This window comes from Micromonospora coriariae (genome assembly GCF_900091455.1).
Classification (GTDB): domain Bacteria; phylum Actinomycetota; class Actinomycetes; order Mycobacteriales; family Micromonosporaceae; genus Micromonospora; species Micromonospora coriariae.
On sequence record NZ_LT607412.1, the window covers coordinates 2770627 to 2796848 of the forward strand.

At 73.4% G+C, this 26222-nt stretch carries 26 protein-coding genes and 2 pseudogenes; 11 read left to right on the plus strand and 17 right to left on the minus strand.

The window, feature by feature from the left end:
- Positions 1 to 56: 56 nt before the first annotated feature.
- Positions 57 to 602, minus strand: a complete 546-nt coding sequence (locus GA0070607_RS12965; RefSeq protein ID WP_089018442.1) for a DoxX family protein — start codon at positions 600 to 602, stop codon at positions 57 to 59.
- A gap of 134 nt (positions 603 to 736) precedes the next feature.
- Here GA0070607_RS12965 and GA0070607_RS12970 point away from each other — a divergent pair, with 134 nt between their 5' ends.
- A complete protein-coding gene (locus tag GA0070607_RS12970; protein WP_089018443.1) occupies positions 737 to 1285 on the plus strand; it encodes a GNAT family N-acetyltransferase in 549 nt (182 codons plus the stop codon).
- A 22-nt stretch (positions 1286 to 1307) separates the two neighbouring features.
- On the opposite strand, the gene GA0070607_RS12975 is transcribed toward GA0070607_RS12970, so the two are convergent.
- The 3 genes and pseudogenes from GA0070607_RS12975 to GA0070607_RS33355 form a co-directional block, all read right to left on the minus strand.
- Positions 1308 to 2549: an ATP-binding protein gene (locus GA0070607_RS12975; RefSeq protein WP_089018444.1), complete on the minus strand. Its 1242-nt coding sequence runs from the start codon at positions 2547 to 2549 to the stop codon at positions 1308 to 1310.
- A 134-nt stretch (positions 2550 to 2683) separates the two neighbouring features.
- A complete protein-coding gene (locus tag GA0070607_RS33965; protein ID WP_089021819.1) occupies positions 2684 to 3091 on the minus strand; it encodes an LppU/SCO3897 family protein in 408 nt (135 codons plus the stop codon).
- Between the two features lie 394 nt (positions 3092 to 3485).
- Positions 3486 to 3992 (minus strand): annotated as a pseudogene (locus GA0070607_RS33355) (LppU/SCO3897 family protein); the annotation flags it as partial.
- A 402-nt stretch (positions 3993 to 4394) separates the two neighbouring features.
- Between GA0070607_RS33355 and GA0070607_RS12990 the strand changes: the two are divergent.
- Together GA0070607_RS12990 and GA0070607_RS12995 are read left to right on the plus strand one after the other, a co-directional pair.
- The gene (locus GA0070607_RS12990) at positions 4395 to 5399 is read left to right on the plus strand and encodes an EamA family transporter (RefSeq protein ID WP_172899024.1); all 1005 of its coding nucleotides are present in this window, start codon (positions 4395 to 4397) and stop codon (positions 5397 to 5399) included.
- A 10-nt stretch (positions 5400 to 5409) separates the two neighbouring features.
- Positions 5410 to 6057 (plus strand): prepilin peptidase, encoded by a 648-nt coding sequence (locus tag GA0070607_RS12995; RefSeq protein WP_089018446.1) that lies wholly within the window; start codon positions 5410 to 5412, stop codon positions 6055 to 6057.
- A gap of 86 nt (positions 6058 to 6143) precedes the next feature.
- Here GA0070607_RS12995 and GA0070607_RS13000 read toward each other — a convergent pair whose 3' ends face one another.
- From GA0070607_RS13000 to GA0070607_RS13020, 5 genes are all read right to left on the minus strand, one after another.
- The gene (locus GA0070607_RS13000) at positions 6144 to 9335 is read right to left on the minus strand and encodes a UvrD-helicase domain-containing protein (RefSeq protein WP_089018447.1); all 3192 of its coding nucleotides are present in this window, start codon (positions 9333 to 9335) and stop codon (positions 6144 to 6146) included.
- A gap of 61 nt (positions 9336 to 9396) precedes the next feature.
- Positions 9397 to 10641 (minus strand): metallophosphoesterase, encoded by a 1245-nt coding sequence (locus GA0070607_RS13005; RefSeq protein ID WP_089018448.1) that lies wholly within the window; start codon positions 10639 to 10641, stop codon positions 9397 to 9399.
- Positions 10642 to 10652: 11 nt separating this feature from the next.
- Complete coding sequence (locus tag GA0070607_RS13010) at positions 10653 to 10907, minus strand: MoaD/ThiS family protein (RefSeq protein WP_089018449.1); 255 nt, start codon at positions 10905 to 10907, stop codon at positions 10653 to 10655.
- Positions 10908 to 10910: 3 nt separating this feature from the next.
- Positions 10911 to 11924, minus strand: coding sequence for a GTP 3',8-cyclase MoaA (gene moaA / locus GA0070607_RS13015; RefSeq protein WP_089018450.1), 1014 nt, complete (start codon positions 11922 to 11924; stop codon positions 10911 to 10913).
- Positions 11921 to 12835 (minus strand): fructosamine kinase family protein, encoded by a 915-nt coding sequence (locus GA0070607_RS13020; RefSeq protein WP_089018451.1) that lies wholly within the window; start codon positions 12833 to 12835, stop codon positions 11921 to 11923. The genes moaA and GA0070607_RS13020 overlap by 4 nt, the downstream gene beginning before the upstream one ends.
- 194 nt (positions 12836 to 13029) lie before the next feature.
- Here GA0070607_RS13020 and GA0070607_RS13025 point away from each other — a divergent pair, with 194 nt between their 5' ends.
- The 3 genes and pseudogenes from GA0070607_RS13025 (at position 13030) to GA0070607_RS13035 (ending at position 15073) form a co-directional block, all read left to right on the plus strand.
- Positions 13030 to 14076 carry a DUF4192 domain-containing protein gene (locus GA0070607_RS13025; protein ID WP_089018452.1) on the plus strand — a complete coding sequence of 349 codons (1047 nt, stop codon included), beginning with the start codon at positions 13030 to 13032 and terminating at the stop codon, positions 14074 to 14076.
- A 30-nt stretch (positions 14077 to 14106) separates the two neighbouring features.
- Positions 14107 to 14247 (plus strand): annotated as a pseudogene (locus tag GA0070607_RS13030) (zinc-binding dehydrogenase); the annotation flags it as partial.
- A 130-nt stretch (positions 14248 to 14377) separates the two neighbouring features.
- Positions 14378 to 15073: a GAP family protein gene (locus tag GA0070607_RS13035; protein WP_089018454.1), complete on the plus strand. Its 696-nt coding sequence runs from the start codon at positions 14378 to 14380 to the stop codon at positions 15071 to 15073.
- An 8-nt stretch (positions 15074 to 15081) separates the two neighbouring features.
- On the opposite strand, the gene fdhD is transcribed toward GA0070607_RS13035, so the two are convergent.
- Positions 15082 to 15936, minus strand: coding sequence for a formate dehydrogenase accessory sulfurtransferase FdhD (fdhD, locus tag GA0070607_RS13040; protein ID WP_089018455.1), 855 nt, complete (start codon positions 15934 to 15936; stop codon positions 15082 to 15084).
- A gap of 94 nt (positions 15937 to 16030) precedes the next feature.
- On the opposite strand from fdhD, the gene mobA reads away from it, so the two are divergent.
- The 3 genes from mobA (at position 16031) to GA0070607_RS13055 (ending at position 18140) form a co-directional block, all read left to right on the plus strand.
- On the plus strand, positions 16031 to 16678 hold the full coding sequence (gene mobA, locus GA0070607_RS13045; protein ID WP_089018456.1) for a molybdenum cofactor guanylyltransferase: 648 nt from the start codon (positions 16031 to 16033) through the stop codon (positions 16676 to 16678).
- Positions 16675 to 16941 carry a DUF6457 domain-containing protein gene (locus GA0070607_RS13050; RefSeq protein WP_089021821.1) on the plus strand — a complete coding sequence of 89 codons (267 nt, stop codon included), beginning with the start codon at positions 16675 to 16677 and terminating at the stop codon, positions 16939 to 16941. The genes mobA and GA0070607_RS13050 overlap by 4 nt, the downstream gene beginning before the upstream one ends.
- A gap of 92 nt (positions 16942 to 17033) precedes the next feature.
- On the plus strand, positions 17034 to 18140 hold the full coding sequence (locus GA0070607_RS13055; RefSeq protein ID WP_089018457.1) for a T3SS (YopN, CesT) and YbjN peptide-binding chaperone 1: 1107 nt from the start codon (positions 17034 to 17036) through the stop codon (positions 18138 to 18140).
- 8 nt (positions 18141 to 18148) lie between these two features.
- Here the strand turns inward: GA0070607_RS13055 and GA0070607_RS13060 are convergent, their stop codons facing one another.
- Both GA0070607_RS13060 and GA0070607_RS13065 read right to left on the minus strand, forming a co-directional pair.
- Positions 18149 to 19105 carry a zinc-binding dehydrogenase gene (locus GA0070607_RS13060; RefSeq protein WP_089018458.1) on the minus strand — a complete coding sequence of 319 codons (957 nt, stop codon included), beginning with the start codon at positions 19103 to 19105 and terminating at the stop codon, positions 18149 to 18151.
- A 260-nt stretch (positions 19106 to 19365) separates the two neighbouring features.
- Positions 19366 to 19824: an Lrp/AsnC family transcriptional regulator gene (locus GA0070607_RS13065; protein ID WP_074315467.1), complete on the minus strand. Its 459-nt coding sequence runs from the start codon at positions 19822 to 19824 to the stop codon at positions 19366 to 19368.
- 59 nt (positions 19825 to 19883) lie between these two features.
- Here GA0070607_RS13065 and ddaH point away from each other — a divergent pair, with 59 nt between their 5' ends.
- Complete coding sequence (gene ddaH / locus GA0070607_RS13070; protein ID WP_408630882.1) at positions 19884 to 20717, plus strand: dimethylargininase; 834 nt, start codon at positions 19884 to 19886, stop codon at positions 20715 to 20717.
- Between the two features lie 66 nt (positions 20718 to 20783).
- Here the strand turns inward: ddaH and GA0070607_RS13075 are convergent, their stop codons facing one another.
- Both GA0070607_RS13075 and GA0070607_RS13080 read right to left on the minus strand, forming a co-directional pair.
- Positions 20784 to 21971, minus strand: a complete 1188-nt coding sequence (locus tag GA0070607_RS13075) for an ABC transporter substrate-binding protein (RefSeq protein WP_089018460.1) — start codon at positions 21969 to 21971, stop codon at positions 20784 to 20786.
- A 79-nt stretch (positions 21972 to 22050) separates the two neighbouring features.
- Entirely contained in the window at positions 22051 to 22848 is a 798-nt protein-coding gene (locus GA0070607_RS13080; RefSeq protein WP_089018461.1) for an alpha/beta hydrolase family protein, read from the minus strand.
- Between the two features lie 84 nt (positions 22849 to 22932).
- Here GA0070607_RS13080 and GA0070607_RS13085 point away from each other — a divergent pair, with 84 nt between their 5' ends.
- On the plus strand, positions 22933 to 23535 hold the full coding sequence (locus GA0070607_RS13085) for a bacterial proteasome activator family protein (protein ID WP_089018462.1): 603 nt from the start codon (positions 22933 to 22935) through the stop codon (positions 23533 to 23535).
- Between the two features lie 10 nt (positions 23536 to 23545).
- On the opposite strand, the gene GA0070607_RS13090 is transcribed toward GA0070607_RS13085, so the two are convergent.
- The 3 genes from GA0070607_RS13090 to GA0070607_RS13100 form a co-directional block, all read right to left on the minus strand.
- Positions 23546 to 24358, minus strand: coding sequence for an HAD family hydrolase (locus tag GA0070607_RS13090; protein ID WP_089018463.1), 813 nt, complete (start codon positions 24356 to 24358; stop codon positions 23546 to 23548).
- Positions 24358 to 25179 carry an HAD family hydrolase gene (locus GA0070607_RS13095; protein ID WP_089018464.1) on the minus strand — a complete coding sequence of 274 codons (822 nt, stop codon included), beginning with the start codon at positions 25177 to 25179 and terminating at the stop codon, positions 24358 to 24360. The genes GA0070607_RS13090 and GA0070607_RS13095 overlap by 1 nt, the downstream gene beginning before the upstream one ends.
- Positions 25180 to 25390: 211 nt before the next feature.
- Positions 25391 to 26131 (minus strand): hypothetical protein, encoded by a 741-nt coding sequence (locus tag GA0070607_RS13100; protein ID WP_089018465.1) that lies wholly within the window; start codon positions 26129 to 26131, stop codon positions 25391 to 25393.
- Between the last annotated feature and the right edge of the window lie 91 nt (positions 26132 to 26222).

A 26222-nucleotide genomic window follows, 5' to 3' on the forward strand; every position in this document is an offset into this window, starting at 1 on the left:
AGGTAATTCGTCGCCTTAGCGGGGGTGGGGGTGATGGCGGAACGGATCGAGGCAGGTCAACCCGGAAGTCGACGCGCGGTGGAGGCGGACCGGACGGCGATCCGGGCCTCCCGTCGGGCGGTGCGGACGGCGCGCTGCATCGAACGTCGAGAGTGGCCGATGCGATGACCGGTCCGCCACCGTAGACCCGGCTTGCCTCCGGTGTCGGCCGCGGCGAGCAGCAGGCCGCCGAAGAGGCCCAGGTTCTTCAGAGCGTGAACCTGATTGTTGTTCCGGGCCACCGGGTCGTCGTTGTTCCAGAAGGGATGCCCGGCGATGGTGACCGGCACCAGCGTGCCGGCGAGGACCAGCGCGGCAGGTCGGCTGAACCGCCCGGTAGCCAGCATCAGCCCGGCGCTGACCTGCACCGCGGCATTGAGCCGGATCAGCGTCTTGGTGTCGGTGGGGAAGTTCGGATGCGCCTTCTGCAACATCGGCGCGACCTTGTCGGTCACCGGCTTGGCCGCCACCGCCAGCCGGTCCGGGCTACGGAAGTTGCGGTACCCGCTGACCACGAAAATGCCGCTCAGCATGGCGCGGGCAAGGGAGCGTACGGGCTTCATGGATCAGTCATACCCCGTCACGGCGTTTGCTACCCCGGCAACCGCCGGATCCGGATCGGTGGCCGTACACATGCGCCACGCCGATTCGAGCGACCATCGCTGATGGAACGGCCGACACGGGTAACGTCGCGCGGGTGACCACGCTGCGGCTGCGACCCGAGGACACGGCCGACACCGGCCCGGTGCGTCGGGTGCTGGCTGGCGCGTTCGCCCGGCCCGACGTGGCAACACCACCGGAGGTGAGCCTGGTCGACGAGCTGCGCGGCACCGACGCCTGGCTGCCGGAGCTGGCGATGGTCGCCGAGTACGGCGGCGAGGTGGTCGGGTACGCGCTGCTCACCCGGGTGCGGGTGCGACCGGAGCGGGGCAGCGACGCGCCCGCTCTCGCGTTCGGCCCGGTGGCGGTCGCTCCGCACCGGCAGCGGCTGGGGCACGGAACGGCGGTGGTACAGGCGGCTCTGGACGCCGCCACCGAGCTGGGCGAGCGCCTGGTCGTGGTTCTGGGTGATCCCGCCTTCTACCGCCGGTTCGGCTTCGGCCCCGCCGGCGAGCTGGGCCTGACCAGCCCGTGGGCCGGTCTCGGGGAGCCGTGGCAGGCGTTGGTGCTGCCGCCGTCCACCAGCGAGGAAGGGCCACCGCCCTCCGGCGAGGTCCTGTTTCCGGTGCCCTGGTCCCGGGTCTGACCGCGCCGGACCACGGTGCCCGTCAGGCGGGCTGGGTGCGCAGGTACCGGCCGAAGTGCGGAACGGTAAAGGCCACAGTGCCCCGCTCACCGGAGTAGATCAGCCCCTTCTTGATCAGCGCGTCGCGCGCCGGGGAGAGGCTGGCCGGCTTGCGACCGAGGGCACGGGCGATCTCCGCGGTGGGCACCGCGGCGTCCATGTCGTCCCGGACCGGAGCGCCGGACTCGCCCTCCACCAGGGACAGCGTGGCCATGGCCCGCATGTACTCGCGCTCGGCGGGCGTCGCCCGCTCGAACCGGGAGCCGAAGAAGCCGACCGCCAGCTCGGCCTCCGCCTCGGGCGCGGCCACCCGGACGTCGGCGGCGGTGATCGGCGAGCGCGGAGCGTGGTCCCAGGTCGCCTTCCCGTACGCCTGGACGAAGTAGGGGTAGCCGCCGGACTTCTCGTAGAGAAGGTCGAGCGCCTTCTGCTCGTACTCCACCTCCTCGCGTTCGGCCGGCGCACACAGCGCCTGGTCGGCGGCGATCCGGTCGAGCCGGTCGATGCGCTGGTAACGGAACAGCCGCTCGGAGTACGACTTCGCGGCGCTGAGCACGGCCGGCAGGTGCGGCAGGCCGGCGCCGACGACGATCAGCGGTGCGCCGAGCTGGGACAGCTCGTGGCAGGCGGCGCAGAGCGCCGACACGTCCTCCGGGCCGAGGTCCTGCATCTCGTCGATGAAGACGGCGATGCCGGTGCCCACGTCGCTGGCCACGGCGGCGGCGTCAGTGAGCAGCTCGACCAGGTCGATCTCGATGTCGCCGGAGTCGGCCCGACCACTCGCCGCGGGTACGTCGATCCCGGGCTGCCACCGGTCGCGCAGTTTCGGGGCGGCCCCGCCCCGACCGGCCGGGGCGGACCGCTGGGCGAACGCCTTGAGGACTCCGAGGAAGGCGTCGATCCGGTCGGGCGCGCGGTGCCGGGGTGCGAGCTCCCGGACCGCCATGTGCAGCGCGGCGGCGACCGGGCGGCGCAGGGACTGATCCGGTCGTGCCTCGATCTTGCCGCTGCCCCAGAGCCGGTTGATCGCCTGCGAGCGGAGGGTGTTGAGCAGGACGGTCTTGCCGACCCCGCGCAGGCCGGTGAGCATCAGGCTGCGTTCGGGGCGACCTCGGGCGATGCGCTCCAGCACGATGTCGAAGACGTCCAGCTCCCGCCCCCGCCCGGCGAGTTCGGGCGGGCGCTGACCGGCGCCCGGTGCGTACGGGTTGCGGACCGGATCCACGCATCGCACAGTATCGGGCCCTCTAGCTGAGGGGCTAGATATGGATAGATGGGCCTACCGGCGTGTCGGGGCCGTCGACAACAAACTAGGGCTGTCTAGCGTGGACGCTAGACAGCCCTAGTTTTGCCTACCGGCTACCGCTTCTTCAGGCAGAGCACGTAGTCGAACAGGTCGACCGAGTTGTCGTGTACGTAGTTCGCGGTGGCCTGCGGCGCGAGCGTCTCGCACCGGTTCCCGTCGCTCGTTGCCGGAATCCGCAGCAGCACCTGGTAGGTGTTGGGGCCGCACGGCACCTTGCGCAACTCCGCGTCGTCCTCGGTGCCGTCGTTGACCACGCAGTCACCCTTGGCGAACTCGTCCTCGCTCGGGCTGGGCGCGGCCGAGGTCGGCGCGTCGCTGGGCAGGACGGGCGGCACGGCCGGCGCGGTCACCGACGGCGCGGGCGCCGCGTTGCTGTCGGCGTCCACGGCCCTCCAGACCGCCCAACCCGCCAGGCCGAGGCACGGGCAGAGCAGGAGCAGCACCACCAGCGCGATGATCAGGGCGACCTTCCGGCCGGTCTTGTTCGCCGGTGGAGCGGGCGGCATCCAGTACCCGCCGGGTGCCGGCGGGCCCCACGGCCCGCCCGGCTGCGCAGGCATTGGACCGGCCGGCGGGAACGGACCGGGCGGCGGCGGGTAACCGGCTCCGGAACTGGGCGGCGGGTAGCCGGCCCCGGGGGCCGGCGGCGGGTAACCCGGGCCCGAGGTCGGCGGCGGACCCCACATGGGCGCGGTGGGCGGCTCCGCGCCGGCCGGCGGTGGGCCCCACTGCTGCCGGGTCGGGTCGTCCGACGGCGGGCCGTCGGCGCCGGTCGCCGGGCGCTGGTACGGGTCGTCCGGCTGCCCGGCACCCGGTGGTCCGTAGGTTGTCATGTCATCCCCAGGGTGGCTGGCGTCAGCGCTGCTTCAGGCAGAGGACGAAGTCGAGGGTGTCCAGCTCGCTGTCGAAGAAGTACCAGTTGGTGTAGCCCTCGACCTTGGCGCACTTGGCCTCGGCGTCCCGCTCACCGCTGGTCGCGCCGTCGATCCGGCGCAGCACCTCGTACGACTTCGGGGCGCAGCCGCTGATCAGCAGCTTGGGCTTGCCGCCGGCCGCACCCTCGTTGCGGACGCACTGGCCCACCTTCACGAACCGCGGGTCGGCCGACGACTCGGGCGCTGCGGCGCTCGGTGCCGGCCCGGCCGGGTCGACCGCGTCCGCGCTGGGCTCTTCGGCGATGGCCGAGCCGGTCGGCGCGGTCACCGGGGCGGGATCGTCCGGACCGCTGAGGAACCAGAACGCCCCGCCACCGGCCACCACCAGCAGCAGCACGACGGCCAGCACCGCGATCAGCGGACCTCGACCACGCCCACCCGGAGCCGGCGCGGGGTCTCCGCCGTACGGACCGTCGTCGGGCCGGTACGACTCCCCACCGCCGTACGCCGGGACCGGCCGGTACGACCCGCCACCGTAGGTGCTTCCCGACTCGCCGTAGCGCGTCTCAGGCCCGCCGCCGTAGGGCGCCGCGACCGCGCCGCCGTAGGGCGCGTCGTCGTAGGGCCCGGGTCGCCCCTGGTGCGGCGACGGGTACGACTGCACCACCGGCGGGTAGGGCTCGTGCGAGGGCGGGTAGGGCTGTTGGGCCGGTGGGTAGGGCTGCTGGGGTGGCCGTCCGGGCGTCTCGTCGGGTCGTTGCCCACGCCACGGTCCCGGGACGCCGCCACCCGGTGGTCCGTAGTTCGTCATGCCGCCCTCCTGCACAAGTGAGAGGCCGGCCACCAATGCGCGACGCCGACTCCGTGGTCACCGTAGCGTGGTCCACCGATGAGCTCACCTCCACCGAGTGCCGCCGCCCTGGCCAACCGCCGCGCCGGCACCGCGCCGACCTTGATCTGGACCGCGTTGATCGTGGTCTACCTGCTCTGGGGCTCCACCTATCTGGGCATCCGGATCGCCGTGGAGACGCTGCCACCGTTGACGTCGGCCGCCCTGCGGTTCGTCGTCGCCGGTGCGGTGCTGGCGGTGGTGTTGCGCCTGCGCCGGGGGCCGGGCGCGTTGCGGGTGGAGCGCCGACAGCTCGCCTCCGCCGCGCTGATCGGGGCGCTCCTGCTCGCCGGCGGCAACGGGCTGGTGGTGCTCGCCGAGTCCGGGCCGCCCGGAGTGGCGTTGCCGTCCGGGATCGCCGCGCTGCTGGTGGCGACCGTGCCGCTGCTCGTGGTGCTGCTGCGCTCCGCCGCCGGGGACCGACCCCCCGTCTGGACGTTCGCCGGGGTCACCCTCGGCTTCGTCGGTCTGGTCCTGCTGGTGCTGCCGGCCGGCGGTTCGGATGCCGTGCCGCTGGTCGGGGCGTTGACCGTAGTCGCCGGGGCCGTCTCCTGGTCGGTCGGATCGTTCCTGTCCGGAAAGATCCGGATGCCCGCCGACCCGTTCGTCGCCACGGTGTACGAGATGGTGGCCGGCGCGCTGGTGCTGGCCGTCGTCGCCGTCGGGCGGGGCGAGCTGCGCGACTTCCACCCGGCCGAGGTCAGCACCCGCTCCTGGCTGGCGTTGGGCTATCTCATGGTGGCCGGCTCGCTGGTGGCCTTCACCGCGTACGTCTGGTTGCTGCACAACGCGCCGATCTCGCTGGTCTCGACGTACGCCTACGTCAACCCGGCGGTCGCGGTGGCGCTCGGCGCGTTGCTGGTGGCCGAGCCGGTCACCCCGCAGGTGCTGCTCGGCGGAGCGGTGATCGTGGCCGGGGTGGCCCTGGTGGTGACCATGGAACGTCCCCGCCGGCCGAACACGGGATCGCGGTCCGGGACCGCGCGCGAGGGCGACCGGCGGTAGCCTCCGGCGCATGTCGGCCGTTGCGCTGGTGCCGGTGGCGTCGCTCGGCGTGCTGGTCGGCCTCGCCGTTCCTGCGCTGGCCGGACGCTTCACCCCTTCGCCGGGGCACCCCCCGAGGCCGTCCCGGCCCTGCCGGTGGGTGTGGCTGAGCCCGGCGGTGACGGGCGTGGTGTTCGTCGGGCTCGCCGTGGCACTGCGTGCCGACCCGGCGCTGCCGGTCTTCCTCGCGGTGGCGTCGGTGGGGCTGGTGCTGGCCGTGGTCGACCTGGCCTGCCTGCGCTTGCCTGATTCGCTGGTCCTGGCCACGGCGCTGCTCGCTCTGGGCGGCCTCTCCGGCGCGGCGCTGCTCGCCGACGATCCCGGACGGCTGCTCGGCGCGCTGGCCGGAGCGGCGGTCGCCGGCGCGGCGCACGTGCTGCTGGCCCTGCTGCCCGGCTCCCGGTTGGGCTTCGGGGACGTGAAGCTCGCCGCGGTCCTCGGCCTGCCGCTCGGCTGGCTGGGTCGGGACGCCCTGCTGGCCGGGTTGCTCCTGCCGCACCTGCTGCACGGCGGCCTGGTGCTCGGCCTGCTCGCCGCGCGGCGGGTACGCCGGGACACCCTGCTGCCCCTCGGCCCGGCGCTGCTCGCGGGCGCCTGGCTCGCCGTGCTCCTCGCCTGACCGCCCCTCCCTTGAGCGGCGCGCCTCAGAGCAGGCCACTGGTCCGGTCGGGGCGGGCCGCAGGCCGCCGCGACGGGAGCGGGATCTCAAATGAGGCGGAGCTGGCGGTCCTTCGGCCGGCGCGGCTCGGCCTCGCCGAACCGTTCGAACAGCCCCGGATCGATCGCGCCGAGGAATGGCGACGGCGCACAGTCGCGCTCGACGCCGTGGCGGACACGGCGTGCGGCGTGCGTGACGTACAGCCGATCCTGCGCGCGGGTCAGGCCGACGAAGAAGAGCCGTCGCTCCTCGGCGACCGCATCCTCGTCGGGTGTCGAGCCCGGCCAGCGCAGCGGTAGCAACCCGTCCTCCGCGCCGACCAGGAAGACCACCGGGAACTCGAGGCCCTTCGCGGCGTGCAGCGTCAGCAGGGTGACCGCCTCCGCCCGCGGGTCGAGCGCGTCCACCTCGGCTCCGGTGGCCAGCTGCGACAGGAACGTCTCCAGGTCGTCGCCGCAGCGTCGGGCCAGCGGGGTCAGCAGATCCACCGCAGAGCGGACGTCCTCGGGACGGCCCACGCCGGCACCGTCCAGGGTCGGCACGGCGAAGCGCTCCGCGACGACCTGGCCGGCCAGCCGCACCCGGGCGGCCAGCGAGCCGGCCAACCCGTCGGCGTGCCGCAGCTCGCGGGCGATGGCCGCCACTCCGGGCCGGTCCCGCAGCCGGTCGTGTGAGCGTTTCTGCACCGGAATGTTGGCCCGGGCCAGGGCGTCCACGATCGGCGCGGCCTGCGCGTCGGTGCGGTAGAGCACTGCGATGTCGGAGAACGACAGCGTGGTGGACCGCCCGTCGATCCGACCCGAGTCGAGCGACCGGTGGGACAGCCCGCCGACCAGTTCGTCCACCGTACGGACCACGAAGTCGGCCTCCTCGGCGACGGACGCCGCAGGATAGCGGCCGACCAGCGGCGCCTCCGGATCGAGCCGGGCCGGGTCCAGCCGTCGGCCCCGAACCAGCGAGGACGGCGCGATGGCCTGCACGGCGGCGGCCAGGATAGGAGCCGAGGAGCGGTAGTTGCGGTTGAGCCGGACCAGCCGGGCGTCGGTGAAGTCCTCGGAGAAGCGCAGGAAGTAGCCGACGTCGGCACCCCGGAACGAGTAGATCGCCTGGTCCGGGTCGCCGATCGCGCAGAGGTTGCCGTCGGCCGGGCTGAGCAACCGCAGCAGCTCGTACTGCACCGCGTCGACGTCCTGGTACTCGTCGACGAAGATCCACCGCCAGCGGTCCCGGTACCGCCCGACCAGCTCCCGGTCAGCCCGCAGCAGCTCCACCGGCAGGCTCACCAGCTCGTCCAGGTCAACCAGATCCTGCTTGCGCAGCAACGCGGTGTAGCCGGACGGGTCGTCGCCGGCCTCCGACCGGGCCGCCGCCCGCTCGGCGTCGTCGGCGATCCGGAAGTTCACCGGCAGGCCCGCCGCGTCGGCATTCTCCCGCAGGATGCTCAGCCCGAGCGCGTGGAAGGTGCCCACTGTGACGTCCTCGGCGACCGGGCCGAGCAGGCCGTCGAGGCGGTGCCGCAGCTCCTCGGCGGCCCTGCGGGTGAACGTGATGGCAAGGCAGTGCTCGGGGAAGACGTTCAGCTCCGCGCAGAGGTACGCGATCCGGTGCGTCAGCGTCCGGGTCTTGCCGGTGCCCGGGCCGGCCACGATCAGCAGCGGGCCGCCGGGCGCGGACGCGGCCACCCGCTGCATCGCGTCCAACCGGTCCAGCAGGCCGGTGCCGACCTCCTCCATGCCCGCGAGCATCGGCTCGAACGGCTCGTGCGGTGACGGCGGCGATGCGATCGGTGGGGCGGGTGGCGGGGCCACCTTGCGCTTCGGTTCCGGCTTCGCCGCCGCCGGGCGCCTGGCTGCCGCCCGGGCTGCCGGCTCCGCGGGCTTCCGCTGCGCCGGCAGCGGTACGTCGAACAGCGTCTCCTGCGCCGTGCCGGCGCTGCCGCCCAGCTCCGCCGGGTCGAAGAGGGTGATCACGCCGTACTCGCCGTCGTAGCCCGGCACCCGGCGCACGTCGCCGCGCCGCAGCCGCCCGATGCCCTCGGCGAGCAGCTCGCCGCCTGCCTGCGCGATGTCGGTCAGCGGCGTCGTGGTCAGGATCTCCAGCTCGGGGCCGAGCGCGGCGAGCAGTTCGTTGAGCCGCCCCTCGACCTTCTTCGACCGGGCGCCCACCCTGTTGATCTCACCGAGAATCTCGGCCAGCGGCACCAGGTGGGTGACCTCCCGGGCGTGCGCCGGCCGGTGCCCCTCCGCTCGGTCAGCCAGCTCCTCGATGCGGCTGAGCACGCCCACGGTGAGCGGCTTGCCGCACTCGGGGCAGCGTCCGTCCGCGGCCCGGGTCCGCTCGGGGGACCAGTTGATCCCGCACAGCCGGTGCCCGTCCGCGTGGTACTTGCCCTCCTCGGGGAAGAACTCGATGGTGCCGGCCAGGCCATCGCCGGTCCGCAGGGCCTCCCGGACGGCGAAGTAGTTCCGCTCGGCGGTCAGCACGGTCGCCTCCCGGCCCAGCGCCGGCGGGGAGTGTGCGTCCGAGTTGGAGACCAGTTGGTAGCGGTCCAGGCTGCCGACCCGCCAGTTCATCGCCGGGTCGGAGGAGAGGCCCGTCTCCACGGCGAAGATGTGCTCGGCCAGGTCGGCGTAGCAGTCGGCGATCGCGTCGAAGCCGGATTTCGAGCCCAGCGCGGAGAACCACGGCGTCCAGATGTGCGCCGGAATCAGGTATCCGTCCGGGCTCGCCTCCAGGGTGATCTCCAGCAGGTCGCGGGAGTCCAGGCCGAGGATCGGCCGGCCGTCGGAGCCGAGGTTGCCGATCCGGCCGAGCGCGGCGTTGAACCGGGCCACCGCGTCCAGGTCGGGCAGGTAGATCAGGTGGTGCACCTTGCGGGTCCGGTCGTCCCGCTTGTAGATGGTGGAGATCTCCACGCTCAGCATGAACCGGACCGGATCCGTCTCCGCCGTGCCGGCGAGTCTGGGCGGCAGCCGGCGGGCGATGTCCCGCTCCGCCTCCGGGTCGAGCCGGTAGAGCCCCGGTTCGGCCGGGCGCAGCGTGTCCCGGAGGTGGTCGTACCAGGCGGGGTGGGTGAAGTCACCGGTGCCGAGCAGGGCGATGCCCTTGCGCCGGGCCCACCAGGCGAGGTTCGGCAGGGTGAGGTCGCGGCTGCACGCGCGCGAGTACTTCGAGTGGATGTGCAGGTCCGCGACGAATGGCGGGAGGCCACCGGGGGGTACGGCGCTGAACGGGGGCACGCCGCATCCTGTCACGCCCGCCGCGCCGGCCGCCGGCCGCCACGCGCGGACGTGACGTCCGCTATGCCGAGCGCAGCTCGACCAGACTGATCTGCGGTTCGGCCCCGACCCGGACCGGCGGACCCCAGAAGCCCGCGCCGTTGGTCACGTAGACCTTGGTGCCGTCGACCTCGCCGAGCCCACTGACCACCGGCTGTTCGAGCCGGACGGCCAGGTTGAACGGCACCACCTGCCCGCCGTGGGTGTGCCCGGACAGTTGCAGGTCGACGCCGTACCGGGCCGCCTCCTTCGCCTGCACCGGCTGGTGCGCGAGCAGCACCACCGGGCGGCTCGGGTCGCGGCCACCGAGGGCGGCGGCGAAGTCCGGCCCGGCGGCGAGGCCGGTGCCCGTGCCCGAAAGGTCGTTGACGCCGGCCAGGTCGAGTACGCCGCCCCGCGCCTGGATCTCCTGCCGCTGGTTCTGCAGCACCCGCAGGCCGAGCCGGTCCACCTCCTGGACCCACTCCTCCACACCCGAGTAGTACTCGTGGTTGCCGGTGACGAAGAAGCTGCCGTAGCGGGAGCGCAGGCCGCGCAGCGGCGCGGCTGCCGATCCCAGCTCGGCGACCGAACCGTCGACCAGGTCACCGACGACCGCGACCAGGTCCGCGTCGAGGCGGTTGATCGCGGCGACGATCCGCTCGGTGTGCGCCCGGCCGCGCAGCGGCCCGAGGTGGATGTCGGAGACGGTGGCGATGCGCAGGCCGTCCATGCTGCGCGGAAGCTTGCCGAGCGGGATCTGCACCCGGTCCAGCTGCGGCGGGCCGAGCGCGGTGCGTACCCCGTACCCCGTGATGCCGGTGGCGGTGAGGCCGGCGAAGATGGCTGCACCGCGGGCCAGCAGCAGCCGGCGTGCCGGGTCGTGGTCGGGTGCACGGACCGCGCTGGCGGCCGGCGGGTCGGTCGGCCCGGCGGCGCCGACCAGCACCGGCTCCGGTGCGGCGGTGGTCGGCTCGACGGCGGTGACCCGGCGGCGCAACACCAGCCGGGTGGCCAGCATCGGCACTTCCAGCACGGCGAGCAGGACCAGCAGGTAGAACATCACCGCGAGCCAGAGGTAGCCCGGCCAGGCGAGCCAGTAGAACCCGGCCTGCGTCCCGACGAGGGTGGCCGGCACGAGCAGCGCCAGCACCAGGGCCGCGACGCCGCCGATCCGTCGCAGGCGGCCCGGCGTGGTGGTGTCCCGGATCAGCCGCTTCCACAGGTAGAGGTGGATGAGGCCGATGACCAGCGCCAGGACGGCCACGAACCCCAGAACCGCCAACATCTGTGCCTCCCTCAGCCGCCCGCGAACGGGGGCAGGACATCGATCGTGGCCCCGCCTGGCAGGGGTGCCTGCCGATCATGACAGGTCACGCCGTCCACGAGGAAACTCGCCACCCGCAGCACGGCGGCCAACCGGTCACCGTGCCGCTGGGCCAGCTCGGCGGTGAGGTCATCGAGCGACCGACCGGCGGCGACGGCCTCCTCGGAGCGGCCGGCGGCGGCGCGCGCGCCGGCGAAGTAGCGGACCGTCAGCGGCCTCAGGTCCACGTCTCAGCCCCCGATCGCGGACATCGGCCGGGTCGGCTGGAGGAAGGTGGGGTCGTCGATGCCGTGGCCCGCGCGCTTGCCCCACATCGCGGTGCGCCAGCGTCGGGCCAGGTCGTCGTCGTCCGCGCCGGCGCGCAGGGCGGCGCGCAGGTCGGACTCCTCGGTGGCGAAGAGGCAGGCGCGGACCTGGCCGTCGGCGGTCAGTCGGGTGCGGTCGCAGTCGCCGCAGAAGGGGCGGGTGACGCTGGCGATCACGCCGACCCGGGCCGGGCCGCCGTCGACCAGCCAGGTCTCCGCCGGCGCCGCGCCGCGTTCGGCCGGGTCGGGGCTGAGGTCGAAGCGGGTACGCAGGGAGGCGAGGATCTCCTCGGCGGTGACCATCGTGCTGCGGTCCCAGCCGTGCTGGGCGTCCAGTGGCATCTGCTCGATGATCCGCAGTTGGTAGTCGTGGTCGACGGCGAAGCGCAGCAGGGCCGGTGCCTCGTCCTCGTTGACGCCGCGCATCAACACGGAATTGATCTTCACTGGGCTGAGCCCGGCGGCGGCGGCCCCGGCGAGCCCGGCGAGCACCGCGTCCAGCCGGGGGCGACGGGTGAGCTGGGCGAACCGGTCCGGGTCCAGGGTGTCCAGCGAGACGTTCACCCGGTCGAGGCCGGCCGTGCGCAGCGCCGGGGCGAGCCGGTCCAGGCCGATGCCGTTGGTGGTGAGCGAGATCCGCGGGCGGGGCTCCAGCGCGGCGACCGCGGCCACGATGTCGACCAGCCCGGGTCGGATCAGTGGCTCGCCGCCGGTGAACCGCACCTCGGTGACGCCGAGCCGCTCGACGGCCACCCGGACCAACCGGACGATCTCCGTGTCGGTGAGCAGCTCGGGACCGGCCAGCCAGGGCAGCCCTTCGGCCGGCATGCAGTAGGTGCACCGCAGGTTGCACTTGTCGGTGAGGGACACGCGCAGGTCCCGGGCGACCCGGCCGAACCGGTCGACGAGGACGCCGTCGGTCCGCGGGGTGACGCTCATCTGTCGACCGTAGCGCGCTCGGGCCGGCCCAGGGCGGCGCGGGCATTCTGGACGACGGCATCTCGGTATCCGGCACCGAACAGCGCGGTGTGCACCAGCAGCAGGTGCAGTTGGTGCAGCGGCACCCGGTCGCGCCAGCCGTCGGGGAGCGGCCAGCTTTCCCGATAGGCGGCCAGGGCCCGGGCCAGGTGCGGGATGCCACCGAAGAGCGCCAACTGGGCGAGGTCCGTCTCCCGGTGCCCGCCGTGCGCCGCCGGGTCCACCAGCCAGGCCCGGTCGTCGGCGCCCCAGAGCACGTTGCCCGGCCACAGGTCGCCGTGGATGCGGGCCGGCGGCTCATTCCCGCCGAGCTCGCCCACCCGGCCGATCACCTGCTCCACCAGAGCGGCATCGTCGCGGCTCAGCGCGCCGGCGTCGACCGATCGCCGCAGGTAGGGCGCGAGCCGCCGCTGGGCGAACCACGTCGACCAGGGACCGTCGTCGGGGGTGTTGTCCTGCTCGAGCGCTCCGATGAAACCGGGCCAGGCCGCACCGAAGGCCGGTGCCCCGGCCCGGTGGAGGTCGGCCAACTCCCGGCCGAAGCGCTCGGCCGCCTCCGGCGTCGGCTCGCCGGGCTCCACCCAGTCGAGCGCCAGCAGGTCGGGCAACGCCACGATCACCTCGGGTACGGCGATCGCGTCGGCCTCGCGCAGCCAGCGCAACCCGGCGGCCTCGGCGGCGAAGAAGCCCTCCGGCACCGGCCGGTCGGCCCGCTCCGGCCAGGACTTGGTGAAGACCGAGTGGCCGTCGTCCAGGGTGAGTCGGGCGGCGGCGCAGATGTGCCCACCGGCGACCGGCGTCTCCCGGATCCGCTGGTGGGTCAGGAACGTCGGCAGGTGTGCCGGGTGCGCGCGCAGATACGCCAGGTCCATCAGCGCACGGTAACCGCTCCCCACGACACAACGGCACCACCCGAACACATCAGGTCGGCCACCGGCGCCACCGGTCCGCTCTGAGCACCTGGAGATGGACGTTGACCAGGGACAATACGGGGAGTGACTGTGGATAAGCCGCGTGTCGTCCACAGGGGCGGCGAAGCCGGGCGAGCCCGTCGCAGGCTCCCCGCATGACCTCGACCGAACGCCCCCGGCTCGCCGTCCGCTCACCCGCCGACCTGCTCGCCGCCGTGCCGTACCTGCTCGGCTTCCACCCCGCCGACAGCGTGGTCGCGGTGGCGCTGCGCGGGCGGCGGATCATCTTCGCCGCCCGCGCCGACCTGCCCGATCCGTCGACCGATCCGGTCGAGCGGGCACGGCACCTGGCCGGGGTGATCCGTCGCCAGGGCGCGGAGGCCGCGACCGTGGTGGGCTACGGGCCGCCGGACCGGGTGACGCCGAGCGTGGACGCGGTGCGCGCCGCCCTGACCGGGGCCGGGCTGGAGGTGCTGGACGCGCTGCGGGTGACCGACGGCCGGTGGTGGTCCTATCTCTGCGCCGAGGTCGACTGCTGTCCGCCCGAGGGCCGGCGCTACGACCCGGCCGCCAACCAGGTGACCGCCTCGGCGGTCTTCGCCGGCCAGGTCGCGCTCCCCGACCGGGCCGCCCTCGTGGCCCAGGTGTCACCGGTCGACGGCCCGGCGCGCGACGCGCTGCGCGCGGCCACCGCGCGGGCCGAGCGGCGACTGGCCGACCTGGTCGAGCAGGCGCCCGCGAGCGATCTGCTCGGCGGCCGGGCGCTGCGCTCTGCCGGGGTTGCGGCGGTCCGTGCGGCGCAACACCGGCAACGGCGCGGCGAACGGCTCGACGACGACGAGGTGGCCTGGCTGAGCCTGCTGCTGACGCATCTGCCGATCCGCGACCACGCCTGGGAACGCACCGATGGCCGTGACCGGGACATCGCCCTCTGGACCGACGTGCTGCGCCGGGCCGAGTCGGAGCTGACCGCCGCTCCGGGCGCACTGCTGGCGTTCGCGGCCTGGCGGGCGGGGCAGGGGGCGTTGGCGGCGGTCGCGCTCGAGCGCACGCTGAGCCTGCACCCCGACTACTCCCTGGCCGTGCTGCTGGACGACCTGCTCCGGCGCGGCGTGCCCCCGTCCGAGCTGGACGGCTGGCCGTCGGTCGGGATGCCCGGCGTGGTCCGCCCTCGCAGGAGGCGCCGACGTGGCAGCCGCTGACCAGCTCGGTAATACCGTCGGTGCTACCGGCTCGACATCGCGGTGCGCCTTGCCGAATCCGGTGGGCTACAGATTCCTGTCGCGGCAACGTTCTCGCTGACCGCGGCCGCGGCCGCACACGAGTTGAGCGAGGCACGCCATGCCCCTGGAAGGATCGCTCTGGTCAACTGACCGGATCATGGCTCGACAGCCCTGCTGGCCTCCGTCGAACGATGTACGCGTTTCTCCTGTTCGCGGCCGACGCGGTGAGGTAGCCGCCACCGAAGAATGATCTGGTGTTCACTCTTCGCCCGGGTACGCCATGACCGCCGGGTTGCTGTTGTCGCTCGCGGGGCTGGCCCTGGTCGACAGCACCAGCATCGGCACCCTCTTCATCCCGGTCTGGTTGCTGCTCGCGCCCGGGACGGTCAACGCCCGGCGGATCCTCGTCTACCTCGGCACCATCGCCGTCTTCTACTTCGCGGTCGGGCTGCTGCTCGCCGTGGGGGGCAGCCGGCTGGCCGACGTATTCGGCGGGGCGCTGGACAACCGGCCGGTGCTCTGGGCACAGCTCGTCCTCGGGGTCGGGCTGTTCGCGCTCAGCTTCCGGTACGACGGCAAACGACGCCCGCGCGGCGGCGGTGTGCTGCGCTGGCGGGACCGGGTCACCGCCGGCGACTCCTCGGCGCGATGGCTGGTGGGGCTGGCGCTACTCGCCGCGCTCGCGGAGATGGCGACGATGCTGCCGTATCTCGGGGCGGTCGGCCTGTTGACCACGTCCGGGCTCGGCGCGGCGGAGATCGTGGGGTTGCTCGCCGGCTACTGCCTGGTCATGGTGCTGCCGGCGGTGCTGCTGCTGGGGGCGCGGATGGCCTGGCCGAGTCTGGTCGAGCCGGTGCTGGTCCGGCTCAACGCCTGGATCGTGCGGCACTCCGGCGGCATGCTCGGCTGGATCCTCGGCATCGCCGGCTTCCTGCTGGCCCGTGACGCCGCGATCCGGTTGGGGCTGTTCGACTAGCTGGCCGATCAGATGGTGACCCGTTCGGGACGGGCGTAGACGTTCATCGTGTTGCCGCGCAGGAAACCGACAAGCGTCATCCCCGCCTCGTCGGCCAGTTCGGCGGCGAGGGTGCTCGGGGCGGAGACCGCGGCCAGCAGCGGCAACCCGGCCATCCACGCCTTCTGGGTCAGTTCGAAGCTGGCGCGGCCGGAGACCAGCAGCAGGTGCCCGGCCAGCGGCAGCCGTCGTTCCCGCACCGCCCAGCCGATCACCTTGTCCACGGCGTTGTGTCGGCCCACGTCCTCCCGGAGCACCACCAGCTCTCCGGCGGGCGTGAAAAGCCCCGCCGCGTGCAGCCCACCGGTCCGGTCGAAGCCGCGCTGGCCGGCGCGCAGCCGGTCGGGCAGCTCGGCGAGCAGGGCCGCCGGCACGGTGAGCGGGTCCGCCGCCACCGGGAACAGCGAACGGGTGCGGACGGCGTCGATGCTGGCCTTGCCGCAGACCCCGCAGGAGCTGGTCGTGTAGAAGTTCCGGGACGGGTCGGTGGTCGGTTCCGGCACCCCGGGGGTGAGCACCACGTCCACCACGTTGTACGTGTTCGGCGTCTCCGCGCCGGCGCACAGCTGCGCGGTCTGCACGTCGTCCGTCGACCGGATCAGCCCCTCGGTCAGCAGAAAGCCGATGGCCAGGTCCAGGTCGTCCCCGGGGGTGCGCATGGTGACCGCGAGCGGCCGCCGCCGGCCGGGGCCGGCCGGGCCCACCCGGATCTCCAGCGGCTCCTCCACCGCCAGGTTGTCCGGCCGGCGGACGGGTCCACGCCCGTCGGCCGCCGCGTCCAGGTCGATCCGGAGTACGCCCCGTCGGTCAGTCGCCCGTCCCATCCCGCCATCCTGCACCTCGCATCGGTACGCCCGCACGGCCACCGGGCATCGGCGCGGGCCGCCGACCGGGTGGCGGCACGGCTACGGTGGCCGGATGGGGACGTACGCCGCGGTGGTGCTCGCCGGTGGGGCCGCCCGACGGATGGGCGGGGTGGACAAGCCCGCGCTCCCGGTCGGCGGCCGGCCGATGCGCGACCGGGTGCTGGCCGCGGTCGCCGATGCCGCGCCGCGGGTGCTCGTCGGTCCGGCGGGCGCGGTTCCGCCCGGCGTTCGGGTGACCCGGGAGGACCCGCCCGGCGGGGGACCGGTCGCCGCGGCGGCGGCCGGGCTGGCACTGCTCGACCCGGGGGCGAACCTGGTCGCGCTGCTCGCCGCCGACCTGCCGTTGCTCACCCGCGCCGCGATCGGCGAGCTGCTGACCCACCTGGCCGCGCCTCGGCACACCGGACCGGCGAGCGGCGGCAGCCCGGTCGGTTCGGAGCGGCTACCCGACGGGGTGTGTTTCGTCGACGCGGACGGGCGGCGGCAGTCCCTCTGCGGGGTGTGGCGGGTCGCCGCGCTGCGTGCCGGGCTGGACCGGCTGGCGGCCGAGCGGGGTGGCAGCCTCGCCGGGGCTCCGGTCCGGGCGTTGCTGGCCGGGCTCGTCGTCCGCGAGGTGCCCTGGTCCGGTGACGGCCCGCCGCCCTGGTTCGACTGCGACACTGACGAGGACGTACGCCGGGCGGAGGAGTGGGCGCGATGACGGTGATGGACGACTGGGTGACGGCGGCGTGTACCGAGCTGGACCTGGGCCCGGCCCAAGTGCCCGTGCCGGTGGTGCTGGACCTGGCCCGCGACGTCGCCCACCAGGTGTTGCGACCGGGCGCGCCGATCACGGCGTACCTGCTGGGGCTGGCGGTGGGTCGCGGCGCCGACCCGGCGGACGCCGCCGCCCGGCTCAGCGCCCTCGCGGCCACCTGGCCGGTCGAGTTGGGCGCCGATCCCGCCGACCCGTCGGCGGTCTGACCGCCGGGCCATTGCCGGTGTCCGGTCACGGTCCGGGCTGATTCGACGCCCGGACGGCGTGGGTAGGGTGATCGTGACGGACGGAGGCGATCATGACGGATGACCACCCCTCGGCGCCGAAGAATGAGCTGCCCGGCGGTACGGCCGAGCCGGCGGAGTCGATCCTGCTCGACGAACCGAGCACCACGGATCTGCGGGCCAAGGTGACGGAGGCGTGGCAGGAGTTCGCCCGCGCGCTCGCCGTCCGGCTGCGGGAGCTGCCCGCCGGCGCGCACCTCGAACTCACCCTGGACCCCACCGCCTCCGGGACCGGGGACGCCGTCTACTCGATCAGCGTCGACGTGGACGGCGACGGCCGGCTCTCCGCCCGGGCGGTCGGCAACGCCGCCCTGCCGGCGGGCTACCGGTTGGATCGCGCCGCTGTGGCGGACATGGTCGCGCTCGGCTGGTCCCCGCCCGGGGTGGTGGCCGGCTCCGGCGGTTCCTTCGGGTTGGACGGCACAACAGCGGAGGCGACCCGGATCGCCGCGCTGCTCTCCCGGACGCTGCGCGACGTCTACGGCGCCCCGCACCCGGCGTTCCTGGTCTACCTGGTGCAGGACGCCGAGGGTGAGCCGCTGACCGTGGAGCCGCTGGGCACCGCGCGTAGCGAGTTCGGTCCGGACGCCGACGTGGAGGCCGACCTGGAGGAGGCGCTGGCCGAGGCGGCCGCCGCGCAGGTCGAGCGGGACGACGTGCTCGACCTGGCGGATCGGGTCCGCACAGTGGTCTCGACCATGCTGAAGTCCGACACCGACCGGTTGCAGGTCGACTCGGACGGCGACATCAACATCCGCGCCGGTTCGGCGATGGTCTTCGTCCGGGTGCGGGACAACCCGCCCCTGGTGGACGTCCTCTCCCCGGTGCTCACCGAGGTGGAGCCGACCGAGCGGCTCTACGTCAAGCTCTCCGAGCTGACCAACCGGATGCCGATCGGCCGCCTCTACTGCGCCGACGACACGGTCTGGGCGTCCATTCCGGTCTTCGGCCGCAACTTCCAGGCCACCCACCTGATGCTGGCGGTGCAGGTGATGACCGGGCTCGCCGACGAGTTGGACGACCGGCTGCACGGCGAGTTCGGGGGCAAGCGGTTCTTCGGCGAGGGCGACAAGCCGGTCCGGCGCGACGAGTCGGAGCACCGCACCGGCATGTACCTGTGAGCGTGGTTTCAGGAGACGTCGAGCAGGGTCTTGCCGACCGTCGAGCGAGCCTCGATGGCGGCGTGCGCGTCGGCGGCGCGCTCCAGCGGGAAACGCTGCCCGATCACTGGCCGCAGCAGGCCGGCCGCCGCGTCCGCCAGCGCCCGACCGGTGTACGCCCGCAGCCGCGCGGGCGCGGCGTCCGGCCGGACCAGGGTGACCTGCCGTGCGGTGGCGGCCTCCACGGACACCGGTGACCACTCGCCGCTGGCCAGCCCGAAGCTGACCATGCGGCCACCCGGGGTCAGCAGCTCGAAGGCCGCCTGGGCGACCGGCCCGCCGACACCGTCGAACACCACGTCGATCCCGCCCACCGCGTCCCGGATCCGGTCAGCCCAGCCCGGCACGCCGTAGTCGACAGCCAGATCGGCGCCCAGCCCCGGCAGCAGGTCCACCTTGCGTTGCCCACCGGCCACGCCGATCACCCGGGCACCGGCCCGGGCCGCGAGCTGCACCAGCAGGCTGCCCACCCCGCCCGCCGCGGCCTCCACCAGCACCCGGTCCCCGGGGTGGACGCCGACCGCCTCGACCAACATCGTGGCGGTACGTCCGTCGGCCAGCAGCGCGACCGCCGCGTCCAGCGCCAGCCCGACCGGGACCTCGATCGGCGTGGACGCGTCCACCACCACCCGTTCGGCGTATCCGCCGGAGCCGCCCGTGGCGCTGACCACCCTCCGCCCGGTCAGCCCGGGGTCGACGCCCGGCCCGACGGCCACGATCACCCCGCCGACGCCGTTGCCGGGGATCAGCGGTGGGGTGACCCGGAACGGCCCGGGGCGACCGGAGCGCTGCTGCGTCTCGACGAATGTGATGTTCGCGTGCGCGACGTCGATCAGCACCTGACCGGGGCCGGGCACCGGGTCAGGCGTCGGGCCGGGCACCAGCACCTCGGGCCCACCGAATGCACGTATCCAGACTGCCCGCACGGAACCCCCTCGGCCGCGGTGGGCATCGTGCCCACACCAGGCCACAAGTTCATCTGCTCAACCGGGCTTGAGGTCAAGGGCGGGTGGGGCCCGGATACCCCGAGAACCAGGCCCCACCCGCCGGGGAGGGAGGGTCATGCTGCGGTGGCCGCCCGTCCGGGCCGGGCCACTGCGGTTCGACGCGGCCCGGCCCGCTCCGGTTCCCATCGATCACCGCGCGGGCGCGAGTACATCGGCCCGGCCCCGACGGGAGCGGCCGGTCAGCGGGTGGAGGGGCCGACGCCGGGGGATTCGACCAGCCGGGAGAGCACGATGGTGCTGCGGGTGGAGGTCACGAACGACTCGGCGCGTAGCCGCTCCAACGCCGCCTCCAGGTGGGCGATGTCGGCGGCACGCAGGTGCACCAGCGCGTCCGCCTCACCGGAGACGGTGTACGCGCCGACCACCTCCGGGTGCCGGCGGGCCGCCACGCCGATCTGCGCCGGGGTGGTCCGGCCGGCACAGAACAGCTCGACGAACGCCTCGGTGGTCCAGCCGACGGCCGCCGGATCAACCACGGCCGTGAATCCCCTGATCACGCCGGTGGCGCGCAGTCTGTCGACCCGGCGCTTGACTGCCGGGGCGGAGAGTGACACCCGGGTGCCGATGTCCGCGTACGACGCGCGGGCGTCGGCGACGAGCAACGCAATGATCCGCTGGTCTACCGCGTCTATCTGCAACGTTCCGCCTCTGGGAAGCAATGGTTGTGGCTGTTACCAAAGTTCAACGGTACCTACTCTTGGTGACCGTGAACCAGCAGCGAGTCCCGCGAAAGCGGACATATCTCATGTGCTCGCCCGCGCACTTCGCGGTGGAGTACGCGATCAATCCGTGGATGGACGTGACCACCCCCGTCGACCGGGAACTGGCCGTCAAGCAGTGGGACCGGCTGCGCGAGACGCTGGTCGGCCTCGGCCACGAGGTGCACCTGCTCACCGCCGAGCGGGGCCTGCCCGACATGGTGTACGCCGCCAACGGCGGCTTCGTGGTGGACGGCAGTGTCTACGGCGCGCGGTTCAAGCATGAGCAGCGGGCCGCCGAGGCCGCCCTGCACCATGCCTTCTACGAGTCGCAGGGCTGGCGGTTCATCGCGCCGAGCGAGACCAACGAGGGCGAGGGTGACTTCGCGTACGTGCCGGAGGCGCACGGCGGGCTCATCCTGGCCGGGCACGGCTTCCGCACCGAGATCCCGGCGCACGCGGAGGCGCAGGAGGCGCTGGGTCGTCCGGTGGTGTCGCTGCGGCTGATCGACCCCCGCTTCTACCACCTGGACGTGGCGCTCGCGGCCATCGACGACGCGAACATCGTGTACTTCCCGGGCGCGTTCTCCGCGGCCAGCCAGCGGGTGCTCACCCAGCTCTTCCCGGACGCGGTGATCGCCGACGACGAGGACGCGATGGCCTTCGGCCTCAATCTGGTCAGCGACGGCGCGAACGTGGTCCTCAACAGCGAGGCCACCCGGCTGGCCGGCAAGCTCAAGGCCGCCGGCTACACCCCGGTCCCGGTCGAGCTGGCCGAGCTGAAGAAGGGCGGCGGCAGCGTGAAGTGCTGTATCGGGGAACTCCGGCACTGACCCGCGAACGCCTCGGGGCCGGCCTCCCTTTCGGGAGACCGGCCCCGCACCTTGCTCCAGGGGCGCTCAGCCCAGCGTGGCCAGCTCGTTGATCAGCACGTTCGACATGACCTGACCGTCGCGCTGCACCTCCCGCAGGTACCACTTCTGCTGCGGGGTGCGCGGCTGGTTGAACTGCCAGATGCCACGTGGGCTGTCGATCTGGCCGATCTTGCCCAGCGCCAGGTTGACCTGCTGGGGGGTGGGTGACCCGCCGGTCAGCTGGATCGCCTGGTCGAGCACCTGCGCCGCATCGTACGAGGCCATCGCGTAGGTGGTCGGGGTGACCTGGTACTTCTTGCGATAGGCCGAGGCGAAGACCCGGTTGGACGTGTTGTTCAGGTCGGCCGAGTAGTTCAGGGCGGTCTGGATACCCAGCGCGTCCCTGTCCATGCTCTCCAGCACGGTGCCCTCGGTGAGGAAGCCGGGTGCGTACACCGGCCCGGAGAACTGGTCACGCAGCTGCTTGATGAACTCCACGGCCGCCGCGCCGGCGTAGAAGCAGACGACCGCGGTCGGCTTCTTGGCCAGCGCCTTGCGGATGTCCGCGACGTAGGTGTTCTTCCCCGGGTTCGGGGTGGGGTTGGTGTTGGTCACCGGATCGGCGATCCGCGGGTCGTTGGCGCCGAACTCCTGGCGGAAGCCCCGCACCACGTCCGGACTGCCGACGTTCTCCGGCATGATCATCGCGATGCGGCCGTTCGACGGCAGCCGGTCGCGCAGATAGCGGCCGAGCGCCCGGCCGGCCTCGTCCAGCACGTAGGACGTCCGCCAGATGTAGAAGACGCTCTGCAGGCTGCTCGGCGAGGCGTTGGAGCCGATCAGCGGGACCCGGGCCTGCTCCACGGTGTCCCGGATACCGACCATCACCGCCGAGTTGACCACCCCGGTGAGCGCCAGCACGCCCTTGGAGAGCAGGTCGTCAACGGCGGCCTTGCCGGTCTTGGCGGTGTCACCCTCGTCGGCGGTCAGCAGCTCCACCGGGTGTCCGCCCAGCCGCTGGTCGTGCAGGTCGAGGAAGAGCTGGAAGCCGTTGGTGATGTCCTCACCGATGCTCTTGAAGCCGCCGGCCTGCGGCGTGATCAGACCGATCTTGACCGGGCCCCGGTTGGCGGTCGGTTGGTCGTCGGTGTCGGAGCCGCACGCGGCGGCGAATCCGGTGGTACCGAGCGCGGCCAACAGTTGGAGCGCCCGCCTGCGATTCATCTGCGACACCGAGTTCCTTCCAGGAGCGTTGCAGGGCAGAACAGCGCCCCTCCGGCGTTCTACCTGCTCCGCGACGCTGCGTCAATGGCTAGTGATCATCGTGCAGGGACCGCAACATAACCAGGACGCGGGGCCAGGCCGGGGACTCCGGGTCGATCAGCCCGAAATGCTCGCATCCGGGCAGTTCGACAAGGGAAATATCGGATCCCGCGGCACGCGCCGCCGCCACGAACGCCCGGCTCATCGTCACCGGCACCTGCTGGTCGGCCGACCCATGCATCACTACTGTGCGTGTCCGAGTCGGCACCAACGAGCGTGGATCGGTCGCCGCGTACCGGTCCGGGACCTGCGCCGGGCCGCCGCCGAGCAGCGCCGCCACCGCGCCCGAGTCCAGATCCTGCCGGTACGCCTCAGCCAGGTCGGCCACCGGGGCCAGGGCGAGCACGCCACCCACCGTCGCGGGCGCGGTGGCCGCCGCGTACAGCGCCAGGTGGCCACCGGCGGAGTGGCCGATCAGGATCGGGGCGGCCCGGGACACCCGGCCGGGCAGCGCCTCGGCGGCCAGCGCGGGCAGTGCCGCGACCCCGGTCAGCACGTCGGTCATGGTTCCCGGCCAGCCGCCGCCCGGCTCCCCGGTGCGCCGGTACTCCAGTTGCGCCACCGGGTGGCCGACAGCGGCGAGCGCGGCGGCCAGCGGCCCGGTGTGCCGCCGGTCGTACTCGGCCCGCCAGAAGCCGCCGTGCACCACGACGACCAGTGGCCGTGCCCTGCCGGTGCCGGCCGGCTGCCGCAGGTCGGCCACCTGGTCGGGGTGGTCGCCGTACGCCACGGTCCGGTCGGGCTCCGGAGCGGGCCGGGTCAGCACCTCGCGCGGATCGGCAGGCATGGCGTGACGGTAGCGCGCCCCGCTCGGGTGGTTCGGACCCGGGAGTCGGTCCCGGGCGGTATGGGTTGAGCCCGCTGGGTAAAGATGGACCCCATGACCGAAGCGCGCTCCGCTGCACAGAACGACGAGACCGACCGCGACGATTCCGGCCACTCCGGCACCGTGGTGGTGGTCGGCCCGGACGGCCGGCCGATCGGCACGGTGCAGACCGAGGAGGGGCAGGGCGAGGACCCGACCCGCCTGGTCGAGCAGCCGGCCAAGGTCATGCGGATCGGCAGCATGATCAAGCAGTTGCTGGAGGAGGTCAAGGCGGCCCCGCTCGACGACGCGAGCCGCAACCGGATGCGTGAGATCCACGAGCGGTCCATCGTCGAGCTGAAGGAGGGCCTCGCCCCCGAGCTGCGCGACGAGTTGGAGCGGATCTCGCTGCCGTTCGCCGAGGACAAGGCCCCGAGCGAGAGCGAACTGCGGATCGCGCACGCCCAGCTCGTCGGCTGGCTGGAGGGCCTGTTCCACGGCATCCAGGCGGCCCTGGTCGCCCAGCAGATGGCCGCCCGGGTCCAGCTGGAGCAGATGCGGGGTGGCCGGCAGGCGCTGCCCAGCGGTCCAGGGGGGATCGTGCCCGGGATGCCCGGCGTCGGCCAGCCGACCGGTGGCGAGGGGCACAACACCGGCCAGTACCTCTGATCCGACCGGCTCAGTCCACCCCGAAGATCTTCTCCAGGTACGCCGCCACGCCGTCCTCGGAGTTCGCCGCGGTCACCTCGTCGGCGACCGCCAGGACGGCGCGGTGGGCGTTGGCCACCGCCACGCCCCTCCCGGCCCAGGTCAGCATCGGCACGTCGTTGGGCATGTCGCCGAAGGCCAGCACGTCCGCCGCCGCCACGCCGAGCCGGTCGCAGTACCAGTCGAGCCCGGCCGCCTTTGTCACTCCCGCCGCGGAAATCTCCACCAGCCCGGAGTTCGACGAGTGCGTCGCCTCGGCCAGCCCGGCCACCGCCGCCGCGACCAGCTCGACGAAGACGTCCGGGTCCTGTTCGCCGGCCCGCACCAGCAGCTTCACCGCCGGAACGGACAGCAGCTCCTCCGGCGTCCGTACCGGGCGGATCGCCTCGTGGTCGGCGTCCCAGCGCAGCGGGTACCGCTCCTCGTGGCGCATCTCCCGGCTGTCCAGGATCTCCACGGCGAAGGCGATGCCGGGCACCTCGGCACGCAGCCGCTCGGCCACCTCGGCCAGGTGCTGCGGGGCGAGCGGGTCGGCGCGCAGCACCTCGTCGCGGGCCGGGTCGTAGACCACGGCTCCGTTGGCGCAGACCGCCGGCAGCGGCTCGGCCAGCTGGTCGTACACCATCTTCAGCCAGCGGACCGGACGGCCGGTGACCAGCACGACCGGTGTGCCCTGCCCGGTGATCCGGGCGAGCACGCCGGCGGTGCGCGCGCTGACCGTGTGGTCGTCGCGGATCAGCGTGCCGTCGATGTCGGTGGCGATCAGTCGAGGTGTCTCTCCCATCACCGGGACAGTAGCCGGTCCAGATACACCGCCACTCCGTCGTCGTCGTTGCGGAGGGTCACCTCGTCGGCGGCGGCACGGACGGCGGGGTGCGCGTTGGCCACCGCCACCCGGGACCAGCCGGCCCATTCGAACATCGGCAGGTCGTTGGGCATGTCACCGAAGACCAGCACGTCGGCGGGGTCGACCCCGAGCGTCTGCGCGACCACGGTCAGCCCCGTCGCCTTGTCCACCCCGGGCGGGCAGATCTCGATGAAGCCGAGCCCGGCCTGGGTGAGTGTGGCGACCTGCGGCGGGACGATCCGGCGGGCCACGGCCAGCAACTCGTCCACGTGGTGGTCGGCGGTCCGGGCGAAGGCCTTGATCACGTCGCAGGAGAGGCACTCCGCGCGGGTACGCGCCTCGAACCGGTCCTGGTAGGGCCAGCTCGCGTGGTAGTCGCCCCAGAGCGGGGCGTCGTGCTCGTCGGATGCTTCGACCATGACGGTCAGCGGGCCGACCTCGGCCTCCAGGTCGGCGAGCAGCGTGGCCAGCACCTCGCCGGCCAGTCGCTCCTCGCGGAGCACCACCGGGCCGGTCGGGTCGCTCTGATCGACCACCCACCCGCCGCCGGCCATCACCAGGAAATCGGCGGCCCGGATGTCGTTGCGGGTCAGCTCGGTCAACCGCGGTCCGCGCCCGGTCGCGCCGACCACCGGAATGCCGGCGGCCCGCACCCGGTCGAGCACCCCATGGGTGTACGCGGAGACGGTGTCGTCGCTGCGAACCAGCGTCCCGTCAAGGTCGGTCGCGATCAGCTTGGGCAGTCCCGGGCGGGTCATCGTTCCTCCTTCGCCCGCCGCCGTCGCAGCCTGCCGTGCGGTACTGGTGCCGAGACCCGGCGTTACGGCGGGCAGCAACCGTACCTCGCGGAACAGGGCGCAACCATGGCTTCCAGGCGAATCAGGCGCCAACGGGCGGCACACCGTCGGTGTCCATGAATCGCAGGTCAGACGGTGTGGGCAGAGCGTCGCATCGCGTCCCCGACGCGGCTCAGGCCGGGGGTTCGGGGCGGGCGAACGGAGCGGCCGAGGTGACCGTCAGGTCGGCCGGCGGGGGCGGGCCGTCGTCGATCGGGTCACGGTCCCGGCGGCGGCGCCAGCCTCGTCCCGCCGCGCCGTCCCCGGCCCGGTCGTCCTCCGTCGGCCCGGCCTGTGCGCCAATCGGAGCGGCCTCCGCCAGCCGCAGCGCGAGACCGAGCAGCACGCAGGCGGTGAACGCCATCACCATGCCGCGGCCGTACTCGACCTTGAAACCTTCCTGGGGTGAGTAGAAGAGGTTGCGCTCACCGGGGTCGTCGAGCGTGACCGTGGCGGCGGCCAGCAGCGCCAGCAGGGCACCGACGAGGGTGAGCCCGGCCAGCCGGGCGTTCGGCCGGACAGCCGCCGTGCCCCGCAGCGCCAGCGCGACGGTGCAGACCAGGCCGAGCAGCCCGACCAGGTAACCGACCCCCAGGCCGCCGACCTCGGACACCCCGGCAGGCACCTCGATCGTGGTGTTCCCCTCCGGGCCGCCGTTCGGGACGGTCATCACCAGCCACTCCCCGACCAGCGAGGCGACCCCGGCCACCGCGCCGAGCCCGGCGAGCAGCACAGGCAGCCGGGGGTCCCGGGTGAAACCGGCCAGACTTCGGCCGAACCGGTGCCGCCGGGCCGATTCGTCGGTACCCCACTCGACCACGGCAGGGCCGTCGGACCGGTCGCCTTGCCGTGGGATCGGCAGCTCCTCGGACATCGGCCATCCTTCCGCCGGTCACGGGCCTGCGTCGAATCATGGCACAGCCGACGGGTGGTGACCGGAATCGCAGGGCCGGCGTCCGTGCCGG